Origin of the sequence: Actinacidiphila yanglinensis (assembly GCF_900107965.1) — a bacterium.
Classification (GTDB): Bacteria; Actinomycetota; Actinomycetes; order Streptomycetales; family Streptomycetaceae; genus Actinacidiphila; species Actinacidiphila yanglinensis.
Map to the genome: position 1 here is coordinate 402,704 of NZ_FNVU01000006.1, position 21,270 is coordinate 423,973.

Consider the following 21,270-nt stretch of genomic DNA (forward strand, 5'->3'; position numbering starts at 1 on the left):
GCTACCGTCCCGATGACCGCACGTCGTATCGACTTCAGCGCCCACCGTGACCGTCGACACCGCTGACAGCGGCTACGGCGCCCACGCGTTGCGAGCCGACCGGCGACCCCGCGGATCGAGCGCCTCGGTTGTCCGCGGTAGGCGGGACCGCTCGTCTACTGCGAGCGCAGTAGACCCAAGTGTGTGCGCTCGGCCAACGACGGCAGAGGGCGGGTCGGGAAGCCTTGGAGGGAGCCGGTAGCCCGGTGCATCCCGTTCCGTCCGCCCCTTGGAGGCTCTCGATGTCGGCCCTTGCCCGATGGTGCCATCAGCACCGTCTCGCTGTTCTGCTGGGTTGGGTGGTGCTGCTGATCGCACTCGCCGGGGCGCTGGGGGTCGGGGGTACGAACTTCACCAGCAGCCAGACATCGCAGCACACCGAGTCGGCGACGGCGTCCGCCCTCTTGCAGCACGCCTCCGCCGGTAGGTCGGGGAACAGCGGTTACGTCGTGTGGCAGACGCCGCACGGAAAGGTCACGGCCGCATCGGCCAAGGCCGAGATGTCCGAGGTACTCGACAAGATCGCGCACGAGCCGGGCGTGGGTTCGGTCATCAGCCCCTACAGCAGCGGCGGGGCCGCACAGGTCAGCTCCGACCACACCATCGCCTACGCGAACGTGCAGTTCTCGCACGCCGCGACCAAGCCGCAGCAGAAGGCCGTCCAGTCCCTGGCCCTGGCGAACGACTCCCCGAGCGTGCACGTCACGGTGGGAGGGCAGGCGTTCGGTACCGAGCCGGCCGCGGGCGGTCCGTCCGACGTCATCGGCATCGTCCTCGCCTTCGCCATCCTGCTGCTGGTCTTCCGTGCCGTGTGGGTGGCGGTACTCCCGATCATCACCGCGGTCGCCGGGGTCGGGACCGCGGCACTGACGGTGATGCTGCTCAGCCACGTCGTCACGATCCCCTCCACCGCGCTGACCCTCGGTGCGCTGATCGGCCTGGGCGTGGGGATCGACTACGCGCTGTTCATCATCAACCGGCACCGCGGGAACCTCACGGCGGGGATGAGCGTGGGCGACTCGATCGGCGCCTCCCTGAACACCTCCGGGCGTGCCGTGGTCTTCGCGGGCCTGACCGTGGTGGCCGCGCTGCTCGGAATGACGACGCTCGATCTCGGGGTGGTGACCGGGATGGCCGAGGGTGCCGCCGTCACCGTCGTGCTCACGGTGCTCGCGGCCGTCACCCTGCTGCCGGCTCTGCTCGGCTTCATCGGTCCCAAGGTCCTCAGCCGCGCCCAGCGCCGCCGCCTGGCGGATCCTTCCTCCGCCGGCTCCACGCGGACCGGGTTCTGGCCCCGCTGGGCTGCCCGTGTTCAGGCCCGACCCCGGCTGCTGGCGGTGGCGGGGCTGGCCGTGCTGATCGCGCTGGCCGTGCCCGCCCTGTCGCTGCGCCTCGGCGCGGCCGACGACGGCAACCTGCCGGCCGGTTCGACCAATCGGCAGGCATACGACCTGCTCTCCGACGGGTTCGGTCCCGGCTTCAACGGCCCGCTCCAGATCGCCGTGCAGACGCACGGCGCATCCGACCAGGCAGCCGAGACCCGGCTCGTCACTGCCCTCGAGCACACCTCCGGTGTCGTCAGCGTCACCGAGCGGCCGGTCAACGCCGCGCAGGGTGTCAGCGAGATCGTCGCAGTGCCCTCGACCTCGCCCGAGGCGGAGGCGACCTCCGACCTGATCGACCACCTGCGGGCCGACGTCATCCCGCAGGCCCAGCAGGGCAGCACGATGAAGGCGTACGTCGGCGGCACCACCGCGAACAACGACGACTTCGCCTCCTCGGTGACCGGCAAGCTCCCCCTGTTCATCGGGGTCATCACCGTGCTGGGGCTGCTGCTCCTGGTGGTCGCGTTCCGCAGCCTGCTCATCCCCCTGCTGGGCGCGGTACTCAACGTGCTGAGCATCGGCGTCGCCTTCGGCGCCACCGTGCTGGTGTTCCAGAACGGGTTCGGCGTCTCCCTGCTCGGTGCCGGGTCGGGCGGACCGATCGAGTCGTTCGTCCCCCCCATGATCATCGGCGTGATGTTCGGCCTGTCCATGGACTACCTGGTGTTCCTGGTCTCCAGGATGCGAGAGGAATGGGTGCACACCGGCGACAACCACCGCGCCGTGCGGGTCGGCCACGGGGAGACCGGGCGGGTGATCGCGGTCGCCGCCGCGATCATGTTCTTCGTGTTCGGGTCGTTCGTGTTCGGCGGCGCGCGCGTGATCGCCGAGTTCGGTGTCGCGCTGTCGGTGGGCATCGTGCTGGACGCGCTCATGATCCGCATGGTGGTCGTGCCTGCGCTCATGCACCTGTTCGGCCGGGCCAACTGGTGGATGCCGCGATGGCTGGACCGTGCGCTGCCCTCCCTCTCGGTCGAGGGCGACATCGAAGCGCCGCCCGCCGCCGAGATCCCGGAACCCGCCTACGAGCCGGTCACCGGCCGGTCGTAGGCGTGGCCGCGGCCCGCGGCGCGCTCTCCGCGTCGCGGGCCGCGGGCCAACGGGCCCCGCACCCCCCTTCACCCGCCCTGACCTCGATCCCCTCGACCGGCCGCCCTCGCATCGCATCGCACCAGGTGAGGCAGAGAAGTGAACGCACACGCCGCAGTCCGTGCCGGAGCGGGATACGTCCTGCCCCGGTACGGACGCCGTACCGTTGAGGGGATGAACGCGACGCGAACGATCTCGGCGCGGCTGCGCGCCGACCGCCGCGTGCGCGACGCGGCGCCGGCCGTCCTCCTGGCGCTCCTCTTCGTGATCGCACCCGCCTTCGGCCCCCACGGGTGGACGAGCGCGGACATCGCCCCGACGCTCCTCGCCGTGGCCTCCTGCCTTCCGCTCGTCGTGCGCAGCCGGTGGCCGCTCGCGGTCCTGCTGGCCACGCTGGCGCTCGACGTGCTGCGCATCATCGTCACGCCACATGCCGGGACCGCCCCGGCCGCCGCTGTGGTCGCGCTCTACACCCTGGCCACGCTCCGGCGGCGCTCGCTGGCCTGGCCGGTCGGGATCGCCTCGGCCGCGCTGATCACCGCCGTCTACGCGGTGGTCCACGGGCAGAGCGGGACGTCCGGCGTCGTCCTGGGCCTGTTCGACCTGCCGATCCTGGCGACCGCGCTCGGCGACACGGTACGCAACCGGCGCGCCTACCTGGCCGAGGTCGAGGCGCGCGCCGAACGCGCCGAGCGCACCCGCGAGCAGGAGTCCCAGCGCGCGGTCGCCGAAGAACGTCTGCGGATCGCCCGCGAGTTGCACGACGTCACCGCCCACCACCTCACGCTGGTCAATGCCCAGGCCGGAGTTGCGCACCACCTCATGCGCACCGATCCCGACGCCGCGTACCAGGCGCTCGGGCAGATCAAGGAGACCAGCCGGGCCGCGCTGGACGAACTGCGCGCCACCGTCGGGCTGCTGCGCCGGCCGGACGACGACCCCGCGCAGTTGCACCCGCTCCCCGGCCTGGCGGACCTGGACGAGCTGTTCGGTACGTTCCGGGCGAGCGGCTTCCAGGTCGACGTGCGTCGACGGGGCACCGCGGTACCCGTCGCGACGGGAGTCCAGTTGGCCGCGTACCGGATCGTCCAGGAGGCGCTGACCAACGCCCGCCGGCACGCCTCCGGAGCACACGTCCGCGTGCTGCTGGAGTACGGCGCCGGGTCGCTGCACATCACCGTGGCCAACGACGCACCCCACGGCGTCCACCCGCGGACCGCGGCAAGCAGGCTCTCCGCCGGGCAGCCTGCGGGCGCCCACCCGGAAACCGGTCCCGGCGCAGGGAGACACACCGGCCATGGCCTGATCGGCATGCGCGAGCGCGCCACCGCTCTCGGCGGCACCGTCTCGGCCGGGCCGGATCACGCCGGAGGGTATCGGGTCCGGGCCGAACTGCCCCTGCCCTCCGCGGCCTCCCACCCCTCCGCGACACCGGCGGAACCCGCTCCTCCCGCCGCACCCACCGGTTCCACCGTCTGGGACGCCAACGACACGAAAGGGCCCCGATGACGATCATCCGCGTCCTGCTCGCCGACGATCAGGCCCTGTTGCGCGGCACGTTCCGGCTGCTGATCGACGCCCAGGAGGACATGAAGGTCGTCGGCGAAGCAGCCGACGGCCGGCAGGCGGTCGATCTGGCCCGGACCCATCGAGCCGACGTCGTGCTGATGGACATCCGCATGCCGGGGATGGACGGCATCGCCGCCACCCGCATGATCGGCGAGGACGAGGATCTGGCCGGGGTCAAGGTGCTCGTCCTGACCACGTTCGAGGTCGAGGAGTCCGTCGTGGAGGCGCTGCGCGCGGGAGCCAGCGGATTCCTGGGCAAGGGCGTCGAGCCCGCGCAACTGCTCGACGCCATCCGCCTGGTGGCCCAGGGCGAGGCCCTGCTGTCGCCCGCCGCGACCCGCGGCCTGATCGCCCGGTTCCTGGCCCGGCCCGAGCCCGGCAGCCCGGCCGACCCCTCGGCGCTCAGCGCGCTGACTCCACGCGAACTCGAAGTCCTGCGGCTGGTGGCGGCCGGTCTCTCCAACCAGGAGATCGCCGAGCGTCTCTTCGTCACCGCGACCACGGCCAAGACACACGCCAACCGGGCCATGACGAAACTCGGCGCCCGCGACCGGGCCCAACTGGTCGTGATCGCTTATGAGACCGGCCTGGTCCATCCCGGCACCCGGACGGATTCACCGTCATCGCGGTGAGAGGACGGCGCTCCTCACGCCGGCTGGAGGAGCGGCCTTTCCACGCTCGCCCGAGCCTCGATGACGCTGTGCCGGGGGCATGGCGAGGCGCCCGGTTCGAAACGACGACACCTGCTCATGCGGCAGCGACGGCATCGTCCTCGTCCGACCGGGTGGGCACCGTCAGGGCTATCGCCGCGCCGACGACCGCGGCTCCGGCGCACAGGGCGAACAGCACGCGGTAGGCGCCCTGCGAAGGGAACGCCTGGCCTGCGACATCGACCACCTGGGAGGCGAACAGGGTGCCGCCGACGGCGCTGGCCAGGGAACTGCCGACCGTACGGCACAGGGTGTTCAGCCCGTTGGCCGCGGCGAGGGAGGACGCCGGCGCGGCCAGACCGATGAGCGAAGGCATCGCGGCGTAGGCGATGCCCGAGCCGGCGCCGGCGATGCTGGTCCCGACGATGATCTCCCAGAGGTGGTCGTCGAACCCGATGCGTACGAGGAAGCCGGCCGCGACGACGACCGCGCCGATCGCCAGGGTGATCTTCGGCCCGACCCTGTTGGTGAGCGCCGCCGACACCGGGGAGAGCAGCAGCATCGCCAGACCCGAGGGCAGCAGGCACAGTCCGCCGACGACCACCGAGGAGCCGAATCCGTAGCCGGTCCGCGCGGGAGCCTCGACGTAGGAGGCCGTGCCGATCAACGTGGCGAAGAGGGCGAAGCCGACACACACCGAGGCGACGTTGGTGAGCAGCAACGCGGGCCGGGCGTTGACCACGACGTCGACCAGCGGCGAGGGCGACCTCCGTTCCCACCCGACGAATCCGACCAGCAGCACGACGGCACCGACCAGCAGCCCGATCGTGGACGCCGACCCCCATCCCCACTCCGACGCCTGGCTCAACGGCAGCAGCAGGCAGACCAGTGCGACGGCCAGCACGACGGTGCCCGGGAGGTCGAGTCGTCCGGTCGCGCGCTCCGGGGGCTCGGAGAGCAGGAACCACGTCCCCACGAACGACAGGGCACCACCGACCACGGTGATCCAGAACAGCACGTGGTAGTCGGCGTGTTCACCGATCCAGGCCGCCAGCGGAACACCGAGCGCTCCGCCGATGCCGAGCATGGCGCTGACGAGGGCTATCCCCGAGGCGACGCGCCTGGGCGCCAGCGTCGAGCTCAACAGGCTGATTCCGAGGGGGATCACCGCCGACGACAGCCCGACCACGGCGCGGCCGACGATCATCAGCGCCAGGTTGTCGCTCAGGGCGGAGATCAGCGAACCGACCGCCAGCATGGCGGCGCAGAACAGCAGCATCGTCTTCTTGCCGTACAGGTCCCCCAGCCGCCCCGCCACCGGAACCGCCACCGAGGCGACCAGCAGCGTCGAGGTCAGCAGCCACTGCGTGCCGCCGCTGGAACTGCCCAGGTCCAGCATGATCTTCGGCAGTACCGGGATCAGCAGCGACTGGGTCAACGCCGCCAGCAACCCCGCCATCGCCACCACGCTCAAGGCGGCGATCTCCGACGGATTCCACCGCCCCTTCGCGTCCTCCCCATCGCCCACCTGCCCGAGGACCGCCGCTTCGGATCCTTCGCTCATCCCGCGCTCCCAGCACGCCAGTTCGTTGCACTCAGTGCCTCGTTGCGCAGAGTGCCACGAGTGATCGGTATGCTGCAAGCAGTACGGAACAACACACGGTGCGGCCGGGAGACAGCCATCGACGGATTGCGGGAACGTAAGAGCGCCCAGGCCCGTGCCGCCACCCTGGAGGCCGGTTTCCGGCTGTTCGACGAACGCGGCTACGACCAGGTCACCGTGGCGGACATCTGCGCGGCGGCCGACATCGGCCGACGCACCTTCTTCCACTACTTCCCGACCAAGGAAGACCTGCTCGGGGTTCCGGCCCGGGAGATGGGCGAGCGCCTCACCGCCACCCTGGAAGGTGCGCCGCCCGAGGCCACGGACAGCCAGGCGCTGCGCGCCGCCATGACGGAACTCGCCACCTACACGCTGACGCACCGGTCACAACTCGAGCTCTACCGCCGGATCATCACCACATCGACCACCCTGCGCCACCCGGCCTTCTGGCACCTGCCCGCCCACGAACTGCGCGTGGCACAGCAGTTGTCCAGCCGGCAGGGACGTGCCGCCGGGCCCACGCTGGAGACGCGCCTGCTGGTGGTGCGCACCGTCGCGGCGTTCCGGCTCTGGCTGGAGGTCACTCTCGAGGGTGACGCGCCCGACGCCCGTGCAGACGACGCCCCGGCCCTGCGACTGCTCGACGAGATCTTCGACGCCGACCCGTGGCTCGTCGACCGACGGTGATGACGTTCGCGCTGACGTGGCTCACGGCCGGTTGGTGCCGTCCGACGGAGCGGCGCCTTCCGTGCGCAGAGTGAGGACGGTGGTGTCGTCCTGCTGGCGATCTCCGGTGAACTCCTGCAGTTGCCTCCACAGGCGTGCCGCCACCTCGTCGCCGGGGACGTTCAGCAGCGTGGAGAGGCGCTCCCTGAGCGGGAAGAACTCGCCGTCGCGATCGCGCGCCTCGTTCAGTCCGTCACTGAACAGCACGAGCGTCTGGTGGGCGTCCATCGAGAACCGGGTCGCCGTGCGCGGCCCGGCCAGTCCGCCCAGCCCCAACGGGACGTCTGCCGGCTCGGAGGTCGCCTGGCGGACTCCGGAGGCGTCGAGAAGATAGGGGGCAGGGTGCCCGCAGTTGACCATGGTGATCTCGCCGTCCTGGCGCACGCCCAGGATCACGGCGGTGACGAAGCGCTCCGGCTCACCCGTCTGGGCGAAGTAACTGTTCTGCAGGTCCACGGCCTTTTCCATGGCGTCGGAGACCGCGACAAGTGAGTCATGCGCGTGAACGGCGTCACGGAAGGCCGCCACGGCCGCGACCGCCGAGCCGAGGGCACCGAGGCCCTTGCCCTGCACGTCGGCAACCATCACTCGGACTCCGTGCGCGCTCTCGACCATGTCGTAGATGTCGCCACCGATGAGCACGTCGTCGCCCAGGGCAGCGTGCACGCCTGCGAGAGTCGCCTGACCGGCGTGGACCGGAAGAGGACGGAGCAGGTGCCGTTGCATCGCGTCGGCAGCCTTCTGCAACCGAACCGCGGCAGCGACGTGCTTCAGCCGCCAGTGGCAGAGATAGACCGCGAACGCCCCGAAGCCGATCGCCACCATGATCAGTGCAACGCTCCCCCCCAACCCGGGTGAGGGCCCGATGACGATCGCGCACACGGTGACGAAGGCGGTCCAGGCGGAGATCCAGGCCGTCTGCTTGACCGTGCACACACCTGCCGCCGCAGCGGGCAGGAAGACCAGGAATCCCGCGAACTCCGGAGCGCGGTTCAGGGTCGGCCCGATGACCATCACCAGGACCGTCAACACCGCGGTCCACAGAACCGGCGAGCGAGCCGACAGTCGTGCCGAGAGGGCCATGGACAGCGTCTCCCAATGACGTGAGGTGGTGCTCACAGAGCTTGACCGCGGGTGTGCCGGTGGCGAGCCGCCCACCCCGTCCATGGTCGTTCCCCGAAGCCCCGTTCGCTGTGTCCAGCGGTGGCGTGTCGCATCGTCGCCACTCCTGTGTTGGCAGCCGGAGCGTCATGGAATCGGTCCTGGCGCACTCCGCCACGCCAATCCATGGATGCGGATCCCGTGAGCGACCTGCGCGCTTTGCGAGCCGAAGTGGCCACCGCCCGCACGCTTGGAGCCGACGCTGCTCCGGCGACGCTGTGGAGCGGAGCACGATCCCGGAGAGAACCCCGGCTCAGCGCTCACGCCCCCGCGGTTTCAAGGGAGTTGCCAGCATCGGCGGGGCCGCGAGGGGCTTGCCGCCGTAGCCCTGCACCTCGCCAAATCGCGTGCTCGTACTCCACCAGGACCCCTACCAGCCCGAATCCTGCAGGCCAGGAGTACTTCTCGCGACGGTGACCACGCTCCCGGCTGTCCTGGCGGTGAAAGCCCGAGGCTAGGGTCGGTTGCGAAAGTGGATCTTGCTCGTTCGTGATCATGCCTTGTGGGTACGCCCGCGCCGCGGGGGCGGCGCTTGACAGCCCGCGGTCCGACCACCTGTAATCGGTGACGTGGTGACGCTCGACGCGACCGCGGCGGTGATGCCGCGGTGCCCGGTTCCCGGTCACGAGAACAGCAGGGTCGTCCTGGGCGGGCGTTACGGAAAGCCCGGCCGCCAACGGCAGTTGTACGTGTGCCAGATGGCCAAACCGGGCTCCTCGGCGCCCACACACCGTTTCACCGCTCCGCTGACCCCATCGGGCACGCCCGCGCAGCGGTCCGCCGAGGCGGAAGGGCCCGAAGACGGCGCCGCGGAGGAGTTGAGGTCCGCTCGGCACTACCAGTTCACCGCGTACGAGATCGCCTCCGGCCTGGCGGCGGTCAGCCGTGGGACCAGCTACGCCAGGGCCGGCCAGCAAGTGCGTGAGCGCGCCGCGCGCCGCTGGGGGACGGACGGGCAGGACACCGCATCACGCCGGCACGGAACGCTGGTGTCGGACTGGGTCGAGGTCTACGCGGAGGCGCTGTGGCAGGCGCAGGCCCCGTACGCGGACGCGTGGCCGGAGACGGTACTGGTGGGCGCGCTGCCGCTGACCGCAGGAGGTTCGGGAGGCGCGGGCGCCCGGGGAAGCGCCCACAAGTTGGCTTTCGCGGTGTTCGTGGCGATGGCCTACCGGCCCGACGGCAGTGCGGCGATCTTCGCGATCGGGTCCTCCTCCGGCACCGGGACAGCGTGCTGGACGGCGTTCTTGCAGGGGTTGGCCGATGAGCGACGCGGGCGGCCGGCGCGGATCGTCGGCGACGGCTCCGAGGCTCTGGCCCGCGCGGTCGACGAAGTGTGGGGCCGTGAAGCGCCGCAGGTGTGGACCGACGAGGCCGTGCTGCGTGACAAGGCCCGGCGCATCTGCCACGACCGGGGGCTGGACCGGCGCGACTTGCGGCTGTGGCTGCTGCTGCAACGTGCCTGGCGCACCCCGCAGGACTTCGACCGCTTCACCGCGGAGGCACGACGGTACCGCCTGCCGGAACTCGACCGGTGGCTGTCGGTGGCTGGGCCGCTGACGGCACGACAGTTCGCCGTCCGGTCGGAGGGAGTGCGGCTGTCCCGCCGCGCGGTGCCCGCCGCGCTGGCCGAATTCGACGTCCGGCTGGGCACACGCCGTGCCACCTTCGGCAACCAGGCACGGACGGACCGGCTGCTGCGCCTGATGGCGCTGGACCTCTCGGGGGTCGCGCGCGTCCACGCCTGGACCGACCTGATCTGCGCCTGGCTGGAGCGCACGGGCGGGCGGCCGGTCAGTTCGCAGCGCGCCATCGCCGACCGTGGCGGCCTCCGTTCCCTCCGGCCCGGCACCCGCCGACCGCTTCCTGCCACCGACCCGCGCTGAACCCAGCCGGAGGTGTCCGGCTTCCGTCGGCCCGCGTCGGCCGCAGCTGGTCCCCCTCCGCCGACAGCTCGCCCCTCCCCCGCCGCTCCCTCATCTCCCCACGCTCCGCGCTGACCTGGGTATCCGTCAGGCAGTGGCGTGCCGCACACTTCCATGTCAATGAAATGCGATGCATTGACACCCTCGGAACGCCGTGCGCATACTTCTCGACATGACCTGCGCCGGTGACTTCCTGTCGCGGCGGCGGTACCTCGACTTCTGCTTCACCAACGGGGCCGTCTGTCGCTGAATGCGCACGACCGGCCCTGATCGAGGGCCGCGCCTCTTTCTCTTACGCCGTCCGCCGTGCCTTGCACCGGACTGCCTCCCTGCGCCCTGCAGCCGGCCGCCGGCCCCGGACCCGTACTGCGTACCTGTCCTGTGTGCTCCCCGGCATGTGGTCTGCCCGGCGCGCAGGGTCCCGGCTGAACGGCCCCTTCTTCTTCACGGCCGACGCCTTTCGGCTCCCGTGACACCCCCGTACCAAGCACTGGAGGAGATCCGTGCCCGCTTCTGTCGAGAACGGAAGTGTGTCCAGCGGCAGACGAGTCCGCAGGCTGGTGCTGCCGCCCCTGTCGATCGTGTGCGGTCTGGCGCTTTGGCAGGCCGCGATCAGCGTCCTCCACCCCAACAAGCTCGCCGTGGTCGGGCCGGTCGAGATCGCCCGCGACGGCCGGGAGTTGTTCCGTGCCGGCACCCTCGGTCCTGACATCGGCACCAGTCTGGAGCAGCTTTTCGCCGGACTGGCCATCGCCGTCGTCGCCGGCGTGCTCGTCGGCCTGCTTCTCGGGACCAGCAAGTGGGTCGCGGGAGCGATCGGCCCCTGGGTGACAGTGCTCTACACGATCCCCGTCATCGCGGTGGCCCCGCTGGTCATCGTGGGGCTCGGCCTCGGGGACACCGCGAAGATCACCATCGTCGTCGCCTCGGCCTTCTTCCCGATCGTGATCAGCACGCAGGCCGGAGCCGCCGCGGTCATCGACGGCGGCCTCCGCGACGTGACCAGGGCCTTCCACGCCAACTCCCTCGAAACGCTGCGTTACCTGACGCTTCCCGGCACCGTGCCGCACATCCTGACCGGCATCCGGCTGGCCATCGGGCGGTCCCTGATCGCCCTGGTGGCCGCCGACCTGTTCGGCTCCACCCAGGGCCTGGGGTACCTCATCATCTCCGGCCAGCAAAACCTCAAGACCGACGACGTCTACGTGGGAGTGGTCACGCTGAGCCTGATCGGACTGCTGCTGACCGCCGTGGTCGGGTATGCCGAACGCCGGGTGCATGGCGCGCGCACGGCCCGGGGAGAGGCCCGATGAGCTTCCTCGGCAAGTCCTACCAGCCGTCCCCGCCGGCGGAGGCCGAAGGCACGAAGAGCCCGGCCGCTGACCCGTCACCGAACCTGTCGGCCGAATCCGACGGGCCCGTCATCGACGTACGCGCGGCCCGCGCCCACTACCCGACCAGCGCCGGACCGCTGACGGTGCTCGGCGGGGTCGACCTGACCGTCGGCCGCGGCGAGGTGGTCGCCGTCATCGGCCCGAGCGGCTGCGGAAAAACGACCATGCTGCGCGCGCTGCAAGGACTGGTGCGCGTCGATGCGGGCACGATCAGCGTCCAGGGGCGCGCCCCCGGCGACCGGTCCGGCCGCGGCACCGGCACCGGCACCGGCTACGTATTCCAGCAGCCCTCGCTGTTCCCGTGGTGGAGCGTGCGCAAGAACATCGAGTTCGGGCTGCGGCTACGCGCTCACCGCCCTCGGCTGGATGCGGCCGAGCGCCGGGAACACGCCGATCGTCTGCTGGAGTTGGTCGGCCTGGCCGGCTTCCACGACTTCCGGCCGGCGGCGCTGTCCGGCGGTATGCAGCAACGGGTCAACCTGGCCAGGGCACTGGCCGTCGAGCCCGCGGTGCTGCTGCTGGACGAGCCGTTCAGCGCGGTGGACACCCTCACCCGCGAACGGCTGCAGCGGGTGCTGGCCCGCAGCCTGCACGCCCTGGGGACCGCGGCGGTGATCGTCACCCACGACATCAGGGAGGCGGTCTTCCTGGCGGACCGGGTCGCCGTGATGAGCGAGCGGCCGGGCCGGATCGTGGAGACCTTCACCGTGGCCCGGTCCCACCCGCGGGACGAGGACTACCAGCACGGCGAGGAACTGGCCGCGATCAGCGCCCGCGTCTACCACCGGCTGCGCAGCAGCGACGAGAAGGCACATGCCTCCGAACTCACCTCCGCCCGGGAACTGGTGGACTTCGCCGGTTCCCCGACACCGAGAAGAGACGAACCCCATGCGTGACCCGCACTCCCCGCCTCCCGGCCGCGGTCGCGGGCCGTACCGCCCGCGCGGCCGGCGCTTTCCCCCCGTCCCGCGCGGCGCCCGCCGCCACACCCTCCTGCGGGCGCAACTGGGCGCCGTCACGGCCCTCCTGGCCGTCCTGCTGGCGGCCTGCGGCTCGGGTTCGCCGTCCGGCTCCGCATCGTCCGGCGGCGGCTCGGCCACCAAGCTGACCGTGCCCGCCGGTTCGGTGTCCGCTGCTCAGGGCGCGTTCCAGTACACCGTCAGCCAGGGCTTCTTCCGCAAGAACGGCCTGTCGGTGACGACTCCGCTGTCCGCCGAGGGCCAGCTCAAGGCGTCCTTCGTGGCCGGGTCGGTCGACTTCGACCAACTGGCGGGCGGCGACGTCCTCGACCTGTACGCCAAGCACGTCGGCGTCAAGGTCATCGGCTGCACCGCGACGACCACCGGCTACTACCTCTACGCGAAAAAGGGCACGGCCTCCGTGGCGGCACTGGCCGGAAAGAACGTCGGGGTGCCGTCGCTGGGTGGCGCCCCACAGGTCGCGATGGAGGCGTACCTGGTCTCGAAGGGGCTGAAGGCCGACGCCGTCAAGTTCGTACCACTGGGCTCCATACCGAATGTGCTCACCGCCCTGACCAGCGGGAAGATCGACAGCGGCCTGCTGTCCACCCCCTTCAACTTCCGTGCGGACAAGGCAGACCTGGCCGACCTGGGCTACGCCACCGGCCCACCCACGCCCTACCTGGTGAACAGCAAGTGGGCGAAGCAGCACCCCGACTCCGTGACCGCGATCCTCAAGAGCCTGGCCGACGGCGCCTGGTCGTACCAGACACACAAGGACGACGCGGTGACGTCGCTGGGCAAGTTCCTGGGCCTCGACCCGTCCAAGCCCGCGGACAAGGCCACTCTCAGCAAGAGCTTCGACGCCTACCTACCGCCCGTCCAGGCACCCGTCGGCCGCTGCTCCGCCGACTACTTCACGCCGTACGTCAAGTACCAGCCCGCCTCCCAACGGCAGTCGCTGAAGAACCTGACCCCCCTGATCGACAACTCCTACGTGGACTCCCTAGACAAGCAGGGGTTCTACCAGAAACTCCAGCAGACCTACGGCCCCCTGCCCAAGGGCACCACGCTCGCGCAGGTGCTGCGCTGAGCCCCACATCCACCGGCCGGCCCCAGCCCGGTCCGGTCAGCCCACCCCGAGACACATCCCTGAGAACATCCGAGAAAGGCACGCAGCCATGACGCTGAAGAAGCTCGTCAGCGAGACATCGAGCCCGATCTTCTCCCTGCCCTACTTCGTCGCACGCGACGAGGGCTACTTCGCGGAGGAGGGACTCGATGTCGAGCTGGTCCGCAAAGGCCAGCGCGACGTGGTGATCAAGCCGGTCGAGGACCACCACCTGATCTCCGCGTTCACCGCCAAGTCCTCCTTCGAGGACGGCGAGGCGTCACTCTACCGGGCCTGCGAATGGGGCCAGATCCGCCGGTCCTACGACAGCGGGCGCGGCGGCCAGGTCGTCAGCAAGCGGGCCGCGATCGGCAGCCAGGCGATCTACGTCCGGCCCGACGACCCGGCCAACCACCCGCAGGATCTCGCGAACCGCACCGTGGCCGTGAACTTCCACCACGGCTCCCACTACATCGGCATCCAGACGCTGGAAGGCTTCCTCCGCAAGGAGGAGATCAACGTGGTCCATGTCGGCGGCCCGAAGGAGCGCTTCGAGGCGCTGCGCGACGGCAAGGTCGAAGCTGCCGCCGTCATGGAGCCGTGGATCACCGTGGCAGAGAAGCTCGGCTACAAGCTGATCGCCGAGGCATACTACGTCGGCGCCGAGATCGCCGACCCGAACCTGGACCCGGAGACCTTCACGGCGATCCAGCGGGCCGTCATCAAGGCCGTCCACAAGATCAACGAAGACCCGAAGCCCTACCTCCACTACCTGATCGCCGACGTCCCCGAGGAGATCGTCCACCTCGACCCCTCGGACTTCCGCCGAGACCGGCTCCGCTACGCCGAGCCTGCCCCCTACCCGGCCGAGGAGTTCCAGCGCACCTACGACTGGATGGTGGCCTGGGACCTGATCCCGGAGGACGCCGACTTCACCCAGATCGTCGACAACCGCCTCCAGCTGGCCATCTGAACCCCGCCGCCCCGTCCGCTCCCCCACCCCCTCCGGTCGGGAAGCGGGCGGGGCGCCATCGGCCGGCGTGCAGGGGCCGCACTCCGCACGACGGAACGGACCACGAACGGCGCGCCCGTCAGCGACAGCCAGCGCGTCAACCTCACTCCCCGCACCGCCGCTCGCGTTCCTCGGACAGGTCGAACCCGGGCCGGAAGACCTGGAACGTGTCACGGTAGTCACGGCCCTGCGCGACGACCGCACCGAACACGGCGGCGAAGGTATGCCGGGGCACACCGAGCCAGTCGGCCCACGTGCCGTACTCGCGAGTCTCGTCCACCAGTCACCCGGCCGCTGCGACGTGCCGACCCGGATCGGGCTCACCTCGAGGCGGGTTCGCCGGACAGGGCGCCTGCCATGCGCAGCCAGGGGACCGCCTCCGCGTCCCGGCCCTGTCGCTCCAAAGTACGGCCCAGCATCAGGTGGGCGTAGTGCTCGACCGGATCGCGGTCGAGCACCGCGCGCAGCTCTTCCTCGGCGCGCCGCAACTGGGCCGAGTGGTAGTACGCCCGGGAAAGCAGGAGCCGGGGCGCCACCTGGTCGGGGAACTCGGCGACGATGCCGACAAGGAGCTTCGCCGCGTCCGCATAGCTCTTCTCCTCGAAGAGCAGCTCGGCCCGCTCCCAGCGGTCCGCCGCGGTTTCCTCGCGTATCACGGGCCCACCGTCGCGGATGGCCGCGTCATCGAAGATGTGCAGAGCGCCCGCCCAGCGATCTGCGGTGGCCTCGCCGTTGGGACGGTACCGGTTGAACCTCTCGCTCATGGCGGTCCTTCCTCAGGGGCCAGGGGGACATGCGGGGAGCCTTGACCCCGCACTGGCGGCACAACCGTCACGCACCGGCCGCTATTCCGCCCCGGTCCGGCGCTCCCGTTCGACGCACACACCTCCCACGGTCGCTGAGCAGCCAGGCGGCCGCCTCGGCGATCTCCCGGGGCTCGCCCATCCCGCCCATCGGGATCCTTGCGCTCATCCGCTCGACCGTGCCAGGAGTCACAGCCTCCCATTCGTCAACCATCTCGGTGGCGGTACCACCGGGGTGATGCCGTTCAGCCGGATGCCGGCCGGGCTCCCGTTCGACACGAGTCAGCCCGTGCCGTGCCGCCGCCTCGTGGAGGAGAACCCCGCCGAGGGCCACAAGTTGGTGCCGCCGGCGTGGCGCAAGGCGGTGTACGCCAACCCGGATCTGCCCCAGGGCGCGGTGGACCGGGACGCTCCGGCAGATCCCGCCACGGGACACCGGTCCGCACCCGGAGCAAGATCCCGTCGATCACCCGCCGGTGGTCGCTCCAGCGGCCACCACGCAGACCCGCCACCGGCAGATGCGGCTCCAGCCTGGCCCACTCCGCGCTCGTCAGATCACCCCGCCCCATGACCACCACAACGAACCGATCATGAGACGCTCACAAGAGCCGCCGGACAGGCCCTGGTTGTGGGCGTACGGCTCTGGTGAAGATCGTCGGTCAGCGGGCGTCTTCACGGTTCGTCAGGACTTTTGGTGAGTCTGTGACACGCTGCCCGGCCGGGACAATGCCCGGGCGTTGCGGCCCCCGCTACCAGGGGTTCGTGACTGCCAGCCGGCGTCAGCCCGCGTCGAGCAGCCCTCGTCCCAGCCAGTCGCGCGTGTCGCGCACGCCGGGGAGGACGAAGAAGTAGCCCCCGCCGACTGGGGAGATGTAGTCGACGAGTGGTTCGTCAACGAGGCGGGTCTGCACCGCCTCGAACTGCCGCACGACGTCCTGCTGATAGCAGCAGAAGACCAGGCCCATGTCGAGGTTTCCGACGGAGTCGATGCCACGGTCGAAGTTGAAGCCGCGGCGCAGGATGCGAGAGTCGTCCGTCTTCGCGGTGCGGGGGTTGGCCATGCGGATGTGGGCGTTCAGCGGGATGGCATTGCCGGCGGGGTCCTTGGGGTAATCGGGGGAATCGGTCTCCTCGGCGCCGTCCAGGGGGGCGCCGGTGTCCTTGCGCCGGCCGAACATCTTCTCCTGCTCGGTGAGGGAGACCCGGTCCCAGAACTCCACGAGCATCCGGATCATCCGGATGACCTGGTAGCTGCCGCCGGTGGCCCAAGAGGGTTCGCCGAGGCCGTCGGTGACCCACACCAGCCGGTCCATCTCGCGAGTGGACGACACGTCGGGGTTGACGATGCCGTCCTTGAAACCGAGCAGGTTGCGCTGCGCTCCGGTGGGGCGCGGGGCGTTCTGGAAGCCGTCGATGCGCCACTTGATCTGCATCGCCCCGCGGGAGTGACGGGCGATGTCGCGCAGGGCGTGCAGCACGGTGTCCGTGCTGCCGCCGCAGATCTGCAGCGAGAGGTCGCCGTGGCAATCGGCTGCCTGGAGGTTGTCGTTGGGGAAGATCCGCATGGGACTCAGGCGGCGCGGCTTGGCGGCGGCCAGGCCGTAGCGGTCGTCGAAGAGGGACGCGCCGACGCCTACGGTCACGGTGAGGGCGTCGGCGGGGACCGTCGGGCCCAGGATGCCGTTGTCGGAGGGCGGGGCCCCGACGCCGAGGTCGGCCGGGGTGCCGCCGGCGGTCAGGAAACGGGCCCGATCGGTGATCGTACGCAGCAGGCCGGCGAGTTCCGCCCGGTTGTCGGCGATCACGTCGAACGCGACGAAGGTGGCCGCGGCCGGTGCGGGGGTGGTGATGCCCGCCTGGTGCGCGCCGTGGAAGGGTACGGCGGGGGCGCGGCCCGGCTCCACGGTGTCTGAGGCGTGCGCGGTGCCGCCGCCGGCCGCCGACGTCAACGCGAAGCCGCCGCCCGCCAGCGCCGCAGCGCCGACTCCCGCGCCGAACACGGTCTTCACGACGGACCTGCGCCCGGCGCCGATCGGGCAGGTGCTTTGCGGTGCCGAGGGGGCCTCATGGCCCTCGGGGGGAGGGGAGTCGGCGGACATCGGAGGGTTCCCTTCGGGGGCGGCGTGCTGCCGGGTGGGCGCGTGAGGAGCGCGGGTTTGCTCGTCGGTCGCCTGTTCGGCGCCGACGGACGTTGTAGCGGGCGGACGGGGCGTGCTCATCACGCGGACTTCCGGATCTCGAGGAGGTCGGGCACCGGCGCCAGGTCCTCCAGCAGTTGCCCGGTCCCTCCGTTGATCTTCTGCCGTGCCGGTACGTCCAGCCTCTCGACCGGCGTCCAGGTGGCGCCGCGGTGCGCGGCGTCCAGCAGGCCCTGCAGCCGGGCGATGTCGGCGTCGATGACGGTCAGCTGCTGCGGCGCCCGGCGGGTGATCAGCGGGCGCAGCACATCCAGCAGTTCGCGGGTGCCTGCCAGGTTGGCGTCGGCGGTGGCCAAGTTGCTGCCGCTGCCCTGGTCCGTGTCGCCGGTCAGCTCGAACTGGAGGGTGTTCTCCAGGATTTCGTGGCTGCGCAGCGGCAGGTCGGACGGGTCGAAGGGCTGCGTGGGGAACGCCTTGCGCAGCCCGGTGACGTCCTTCATGAGCCGGTCGGCGAGGGGGCGCAGGGTCGCGGCGGACTGCCCGTGCCACAGGCCGTATTCGATGCGGTGGAAGCCGGTGAAGCCGGGGTCGGTGACGCCGCCGGGCAGGCCGTCCTTGCGGCCGTTGATCTTCGCGTCGAAGTCGGCGAAGGTGCCGTAGGCCGCACCGAGCGAGGAGTACGTGAGGTGCGCGGTCAGCCAGTCGGTGCGAGCCGCGCGGAGGTCGCCGGCCGTGAGGTCCGCGGTGAGCCGGGCGGTCTGCGTCCGGAGCTTGTCGAGCCCGGCGTCCACGTAGCTCCTGTACTCCGCGAGCGCCGGCTCCAGCTCCGAGGCGGTGAGCGGCAGTACGGGCTTGGCGGAACCGCCGCCGCTGACCCGTACCGTCGCGGAGGTCACGGCCTTGCCGCCGGTTGGCACGCAGCGCCATGCGTACGCGCCGCTGCCGACGGTGGCGACCAGGTCGCGGGTGGTGCCGGGGGCCAGGCCCTCGATCTCGCCGTACACCGCGTTGCTGGCCGGGTCGATGAGATAGACCTCGGATGCCTTGGTGCCGGTGTTGTGCATGCGGAACGTCTGGCGGCCGGGCCGCGGGGCCGTGAAACCCTTGCCGCAGTCCGCCCCCGACACGCTCACGGTCGAGGCCGCGGCCTTCTTCCCGCCGGACGCGGCGATGACGACGCCGGCGGCGACGGCCGGGATGGCGACGACGGCCACCGGTACGGTCCAGCGCGGCACGCGCCGGGTGGCGACCGCGGTCGCGGGCGCTGCGGCGGTGGCCGCCGGCTTCGTCGCCGGGCCGAGCCGCAGCCCCCGCACGAACAGACTCGTGACCACGGCCAGATACGCCACATACGCCACGACCTGAAGCCACGTCATCTGTGTCGTGAGGTTCAGTACTCCCTGCACGAGTTGCGCGTACCACGAGGTCGCGTCGACGTGCGCCGAGACGTCCACCAGGTACGCGCCACCGCCCGGCAGGAGCCTGCCCTCCTGGAGGTCGCGCACGCCGTAACCGAGCACGCCGGCCGCGATGACGATCAGCCCGAAGCCCGTCCAGGTGAAGAACCTGGTCAGATTGATCTTCAGGACGCGCTGGTAGAGCCCCCAGCACAGTCCGGTCGCCAGCACGATCCCGACGGCCCCGCCGAGCAGCGGCCCCGCGCCGGAACCGTGCGCGGTCTGCGCGTTGGTCCACAGGAAGAGCGCGGTCTCCAGGCCCTCGCGGCCGACCGCGAGGAAGCTGGTGACGATCAGCGCACCGGCGCCCATGGTGAGCGCGGCGGCTACCTTCTCCTTGATCTCACCGGACAGATTGCGCGCGTTCCTGCGCATCCAGAAGATCATCACGGTGACGAAGGCCACCGCGACCACCGAGAGGCAGCCGCCGAAAGCCTCCTGGGCGGCGGTGGCCATCTGCTGCGAGCTGAATGTCAGCACCGCGCCGAAGCTGAGCGACAGGCCGACCGCGGCGGCGACACCGGCCCACACCTGCGGCAGCCGGTCCTTGTTGTCACCGCGGACCAGGGTGGCCACGAGGATCGAGACAACGAGTCCTGCCTCAAGGCCTTCCCGCAGACCTATCAGGAAGTTGGGGAACATGTTGTCCCACATGAAGGTGCCCTCCCCGGACCGGTTCAGCGCAACGCCGATCCGTTAGCTTAGGCAAACCTTAGCAGCTTCGTCTACAGCCATGTAGACGAAGATTGTGCGGAAGGTTCCGGCGCCGCCCGGAGCGCCGGTGGCCGGTGTCGCGCCCTGCCGCTGCCGAGGCCGGCTGGCCTCCGGCAGGGTTTCGGCCTGCCGGAGCAACTCTGCGAGGTCGCCGGGCCGTCGCGGTTCCACTTTCGACGCTCCTTGTCCGGCCCGCGGGGAGATCGCCGGGCGAGTCGCCTGATCAGAAGTGGTGACCGGTGAAGTCGCCCCGCAGCACGCCGAGTTGCTTTTCCTGCTCGGCTGCCGGAGCGGACTTGATGTTGCCGTGGTCGATGGCGTACGCCTTGAGGACCTCGTCCATCTGGTTGTCGAGCAGGGTCCAGGTGGTGGTGTTCACCGCCTGGAGCGAGGTGGCGTCCGCGTCCCAGTCGTCGCGCATCTTCTGCACGGTGGCGTGGGAGGCTGCGGCGCTTCCCGCCTTGTCCTGCGCGATCGCCGTCTGCACCAGCTTCTCGTACTTCGTCACCGCCGCCGCGGTCTGGCCGGCGGTCATGGCAGCCTTCGGGCAGGCCGGCAGCGTCTCGCTCCGACCGGTCGGGTCGCACGTGACGTGCGGCTGGTGATGGGCCCAGACCAGCAGCGCGATGGTGGCGACGGCGAGCGTTCCGAATCCTCCCAGCCCGATGCGCTCCTTGCGCGGGTTGGTGGTGACCGGCAACCCGTGGGTCAGTTCGTAGGTTTCGGCGACGTCGCTGCGGCTGATCGCCAGGTAGATGACGGTGGCCAGAATGGCGCTGAGGAAGATCAGGCTCGTGGCGAAGGTACCCAGGCCCAGCCCGACGGGTTCGCCGGGGCTGGTCGCGGTCTTCGGGGAGGCGAGCCAGTCACCGATGTTGGCGCCGAGCGGGCGGGTGAGGATGTAGGCAAGCCAGAAGGAGAGCACCGGGTTGGCGCCGAACTTCCACAGTCCGGTGACCGCCGCGATGAGGCCCACCGGCAGGAGTACCGACGTGGCGGGCGTCCAGTTGGTCAGTTCGAGTGTCCAGTCGCCGGTGGCCGTGCCCAGCGCGAAGGTCACCAGGACGGTCAGCCAGTAGAACGCCTCGCGCGGGAAGGTGGTGATGCTGTGGATCGACAGGGTCCGCTCGCGCAGCCACCAGACCCCGAAGACGAGGACCAGCAGGCCCGAGAACACCGTCGTGCTGAGCCACAGCGGAACGTGTCGCTGATCGGTGAGCATGTCGGTGTAGAGGGTGCCGGTGACACTGACCACGACCACGGTGAGCCAGTAGGGGAACGGGCTGTAGCGCCTGGTCCGGAACTGGATGGTCAGCACGACCGCGAACACCGCGGTGAACAGCAGCATGGTGTTGGTCAGGCCGAAGCCCAGTGTGGTGTTGATGTAGTCGGCGAAACTCTCGCCGACCGTCGTACAGAGGATCTTGATGATCCAGAACCAGAGCGTGACCTCGGGCACCTTGTTCAGAGCGCTGCTTCCCGCGGCGCCCTCCCGGGTCGCGGGAGTGGCAGGAGTGGTGGGAGTCGTCATGTCG

The 21,270-nt window shown here is 70.5% G+C and carries 16 protein-coding genes and 2 pseudogenes; 9 read left to right on the top strand and 9 right to left on the bottom strand.

Annotation, left to right across the window (positions count from 1 at the left end; translation table 11 throughout):
• Window positions 1-338 precede the first annotated feature (338 nt).
• The 3 genes from C4U44_RS16745 to C4U44_RS16755 all read left to right on the top strand — a co-directional run bounded on the left by C4U44_RS16745 (window position 339) and on the right by C4U44_RS16755 (window position 4,714).
• Window positions 339-2,474 carry an MMPL family transporter gene (locus C4U44_RS16745; protein ID WP_235032137.1) on the top strand — a complete coding sequence of 712 codons (2,136 nt, stop codon included), beginning with the start codon at window positions 339-341 and terminating at the stop codon, window positions 2,472-2,474.
• Window positions 2,475-2,687: 213 nt separating this feature from the next.
• Window positions 2,688-4,022 carry a sensor histidine kinase gene (locus C4U44_RS16750; RefSeq protein WP_103886595.1) on the top strand — a complete coding sequence of 445 codons (1,335 nt, stop codon included), beginning with the start codon at window positions 2,688-2,690 and terminating at the stop codon, window positions 4,020-4,022.
• On the top strand, window positions 4,019-4,714 hold the full coding sequence (locus C4U44_RS16755; RefSeq protein ID WP_103886596.1) for a response regulator: 696 nt from the start codon (window positions 4,019-4,021) through the stop codon (window positions 4,712-4,714). The genes C4U44_RS16750 and C4U44_RS16755 overlap by 4 nt, the downstream gene beginning before the upstream one ends.
• Window positions 4,715-4,829: 115 nt before the next feature.
• On the opposite strand, the gene C4U44_RS16760 is transcribed toward C4U44_RS16755, so the two are convergent.
• Entirely contained in the window at window positions 4,830-6,296 is a 1,467-nt protein-coding gene (locus tag C4U44_RS16760) for an MFS transporter (protein WP_103886597.1), read from the bottom strand.
• A gap of 126 nt (window positions 6,297-6,422) precedes the next feature.
• Between C4U44_RS16760 and C4U44_RS16765 the strand changes: the two genes are divergently transcribed.
• Window positions 6,423-7,022 carry a TetR/AcrR family transcriptional regulator gene (locus C4U44_RS16765; protein ID WP_235032138.1) on the top strand — a complete coding sequence of 200 codons (600 nt, stop codon included), beginning with the start codon at window positions 6,423-6,425 and terminating at the stop codon, window positions 7,020-7,022.
• A gap of 21 nt (window positions 7,023-7,043) precedes the next feature.
• Here the strand turns inward: C4U44_RS16765 and C4U44_RS16770 are convergent, their stop codons facing one another.
• Entirely contained in the window at window positions 7,044-8,180 is a 1,137-nt protein-coding gene (locus tag C4U44_RS16770; RefSeq protein WP_160145049.1) for a PP2C family protein-serine/threonine phosphatase, read from the bottom strand.
• A gap of 611 nt (window positions 8,181-8,791) precedes the next feature.
• On the opposite strand from C4U44_RS16770, the gene C4U44_RS16780 reads away from it, so the two are divergent.
• The 5 genes from C4U44_RS16780 to C4U44_RS16800 all read left to right on the top strand — a co-directional run bounded on the left by C4U44_RS16780 (window position 8,792) and on the right by C4U44_RS16800 (window position 14,584).
• Entirely contained in the window at window positions 8,792-10,108 is a 1,317-nt protein-coding gene (locus C4U44_RS16780; RefSeq protein WP_103886600.1) for a hypothetical protein, read from the top strand.
• Window positions 10,109-10,650: 542 nt separating this feature from the next.
• Window positions 10,651-11,460 carry an ABC transporter permease gene (locus C4U44_RS16785; protein WP_103886601.1) on the top strand — a complete coding sequence of 270 codons (810 nt, stop codon included), beginning with the start codon at window positions 10,651-10,653 and terminating at the stop codon, window positions 11,458-11,460.
• Complete coding sequence (locus tag C4U44_RS16790) at window positions 11,457-12,437, top strand: ABC transporter ATP-binding protein (RefSeq protein WP_103886602.1); 981 nt, start codon at window positions 11,457-11,459, stop codon at window positions 12,435-12,437. Before C4U44_RS16785 ends, C4U44_RS16790 begins: the two co-directional genes overlap by 4 nt.
• A complete protein-coding gene (locus C4U44_RS16795; RefSeq protein ID WP_160145050.1) occupies window positions 12,430-13,593 on the top strand; it encodes an ABC transporter substrate-binding protein in 1,164 nt (387 codons plus the stop codon). Before C4U44_RS16790 ends, C4U44_RS16795 begins: the two co-directional genes overlap by 8 nt.
• 88 nt (window positions 13,594-13,681) lie before the next feature.
• Entirely contained in the window at window positions 13,682-14,584 is a 903-nt protein-coding gene (locus tag C4U44_RS16800) for an ABC transporter substrate-binding protein (protein ID WP_103886604.1), read from the top strand.
• Between the two features lie 154 nt (window positions 14,585-14,738).
• Here C4U44_RS16800 and C4U44_RS16805 read toward each other — a convergent pair.
• The 7 genes and pseudogenes from C4U44_RS16805 to C4U44_RS16835 form a co-directional block, all read right to left on the bottom strand.
• Window positions 14,739-14,906, bottom strand: a pseudogene (locus C4U44_RS16805) (haloacid dehalogenase); the annotation flags it as partial.
• Between the two features lie 37 nt (window positions 14,907-14,943).
• Window positions 14,944-15,387: a tetratricopeptide repeat protein gene (locus C4U44_RS16810; protein WP_103886605.1), complete on the bottom strand. Its 444-nt coding sequence runs from the start codon at window positions 15,385-15,387 to the stop codon at window positions 14,944-14,946.
• Window positions 15,388-15,454: 67 nt separating this feature from the next.
• On the bottom strand, window positions 15,455-15,640 hold the full coding sequence (locus tag C4U44_RS16815) for a hypothetical protein (protein ID WP_107503990.1): 186 nt from the start codon (window positions 15,638-15,640) through the stop codon (window positions 15,455-15,457).
• Window positions 15,641-15,827: 187 nt separating this feature from the next.
• Window positions 15,828-15,995 (bottom strand): annotated as a pseudogene (locus tag C4U44_RS16820) (transposase); the annotation flags it as partial.
• Between the two features lie 210 nt (window positions 15,996-16,205).
• Window positions 16,206-17,525 (bottom strand): iron uptake transporter deferrochelatase/peroxidase subunit, encoded by a 1,320-nt coding sequence (gene efeB, locus C4U44_RS16825; protein ID WP_103886606.1) that lies wholly within the window; start codon window positions 17,523-17,525, stop codon window positions 16,206-16,208.
• Window positions 17,526-17,644: 119 nt separating this feature from the next.
• On the bottom strand, window positions 17,645-19,675 hold the full coding sequence (efeU, locus tag C4U44_RS16830; RefSeq protein WP_103886607.1) for an iron uptake transporter permease EfeU: 2,031 nt from the start codon (window positions 19,673-19,675) through the stop codon (window positions 17,645-17,647).
• A gap of 283 nt (window positions 19,676-19,958) precedes the next feature.
• Window positions 19,959-21,266 (bottom strand): COG4705 family protein, encoded by a 1,308-nt coding sequence (locus tag C4U44_RS16835; protein WP_103886608.1) that lies wholly within the window; start codon window positions 21,264-21,266, stop codon window positions 19,959-19,961.
• Window positions 21,267-21,270: the final 4 nt, after the last annotated feature.

What these genes read in the sequence shown, in the direction of transcription:
- C4U44_RS16750 (WP_103886595.1), top strand. Translation starts at nt 2,688, where the DNA reads ATGAACGCGACGCGAACGATCTCGGCGCGGCTGCGCGCCGACCGCCGC.
- C4U44_RS16755 (WP_103886596.1), top strand. Translation starts at nt 4,019, where the DNA reads ATGACGATCATCCGCGTCCTGCTCGCCGACGATCAGGCCCTGTTGCGC.
- C4U44_RS16760 (WP_103886597.1), bottom strand. Translation starts at nt 6,296, where the DNA reads ATGAGCGAAGGATCCGAAGCGGCGGTCCTCGGGCAGGTGGGCGATGGG.
- C4U44_RS16790 (WP_103886602.1), top strand. Translation starts at nt 11,457, where the DNA reads ATGAGCTTCCTCGGCAAGTCCTACCAGCCGTCCCCGCCGGCGGAGGCC.
- C4U44_RS16795 (WP_160145050.1), top strand. Translation starts at nt 12,430, where the DNA reads ATGCGTGACCCGCACTCCCCGCCTCCCGGCCGCGGTCGCGGGCCGTAC.
- C4U44_RS16800 (WP_103886604.1), top strand. Translation starts at nt 13,682, where the DNA reads ATGACGCTGAAGAAGCTCGTCAGCGAGACATCGAGCCCGATCTTCTCC.
- C4U44_RS16810 (WP_103886605.1), bottom strand. Translation starts at nt 15,387, where the DNA reads ATGAGCGAGAGGTTCAACCGGTACCGTCCCAACGGCGAGGCCACCGCA.
- C4U44_RS16815 (WP_107503990.1), bottom strand. Translation starts at nt 15,640, where the DNA reads ATGGTTGACGAATGGGAGGCTGTGACTCCTGGCACGGTCGAGCGGATG.
- efeB (WP_103886606.1), bottom strand. Translation starts at nt 17,525, where the DNA reads ATGTCCGCCGACTCCCCTCCCCCCGAGGGCCATGAGGCCCCCTCGGCA.
- efeU (WP_103886607.1), bottom strand. Translation starts at nt 19,675, where the DNA reads ATGTGGGACAACATGTTCCCCAACTTCCTGATAGGTCTGCGGGAAGGC.
- C4U44_RS16835 (WP_103886608.1), bottom strand. Translation starts at nt 21,266, where the DNA reads ATGACGACTCCCACCACTCCTGCCACTCCCGCGACCCGGGAGGGCGCC.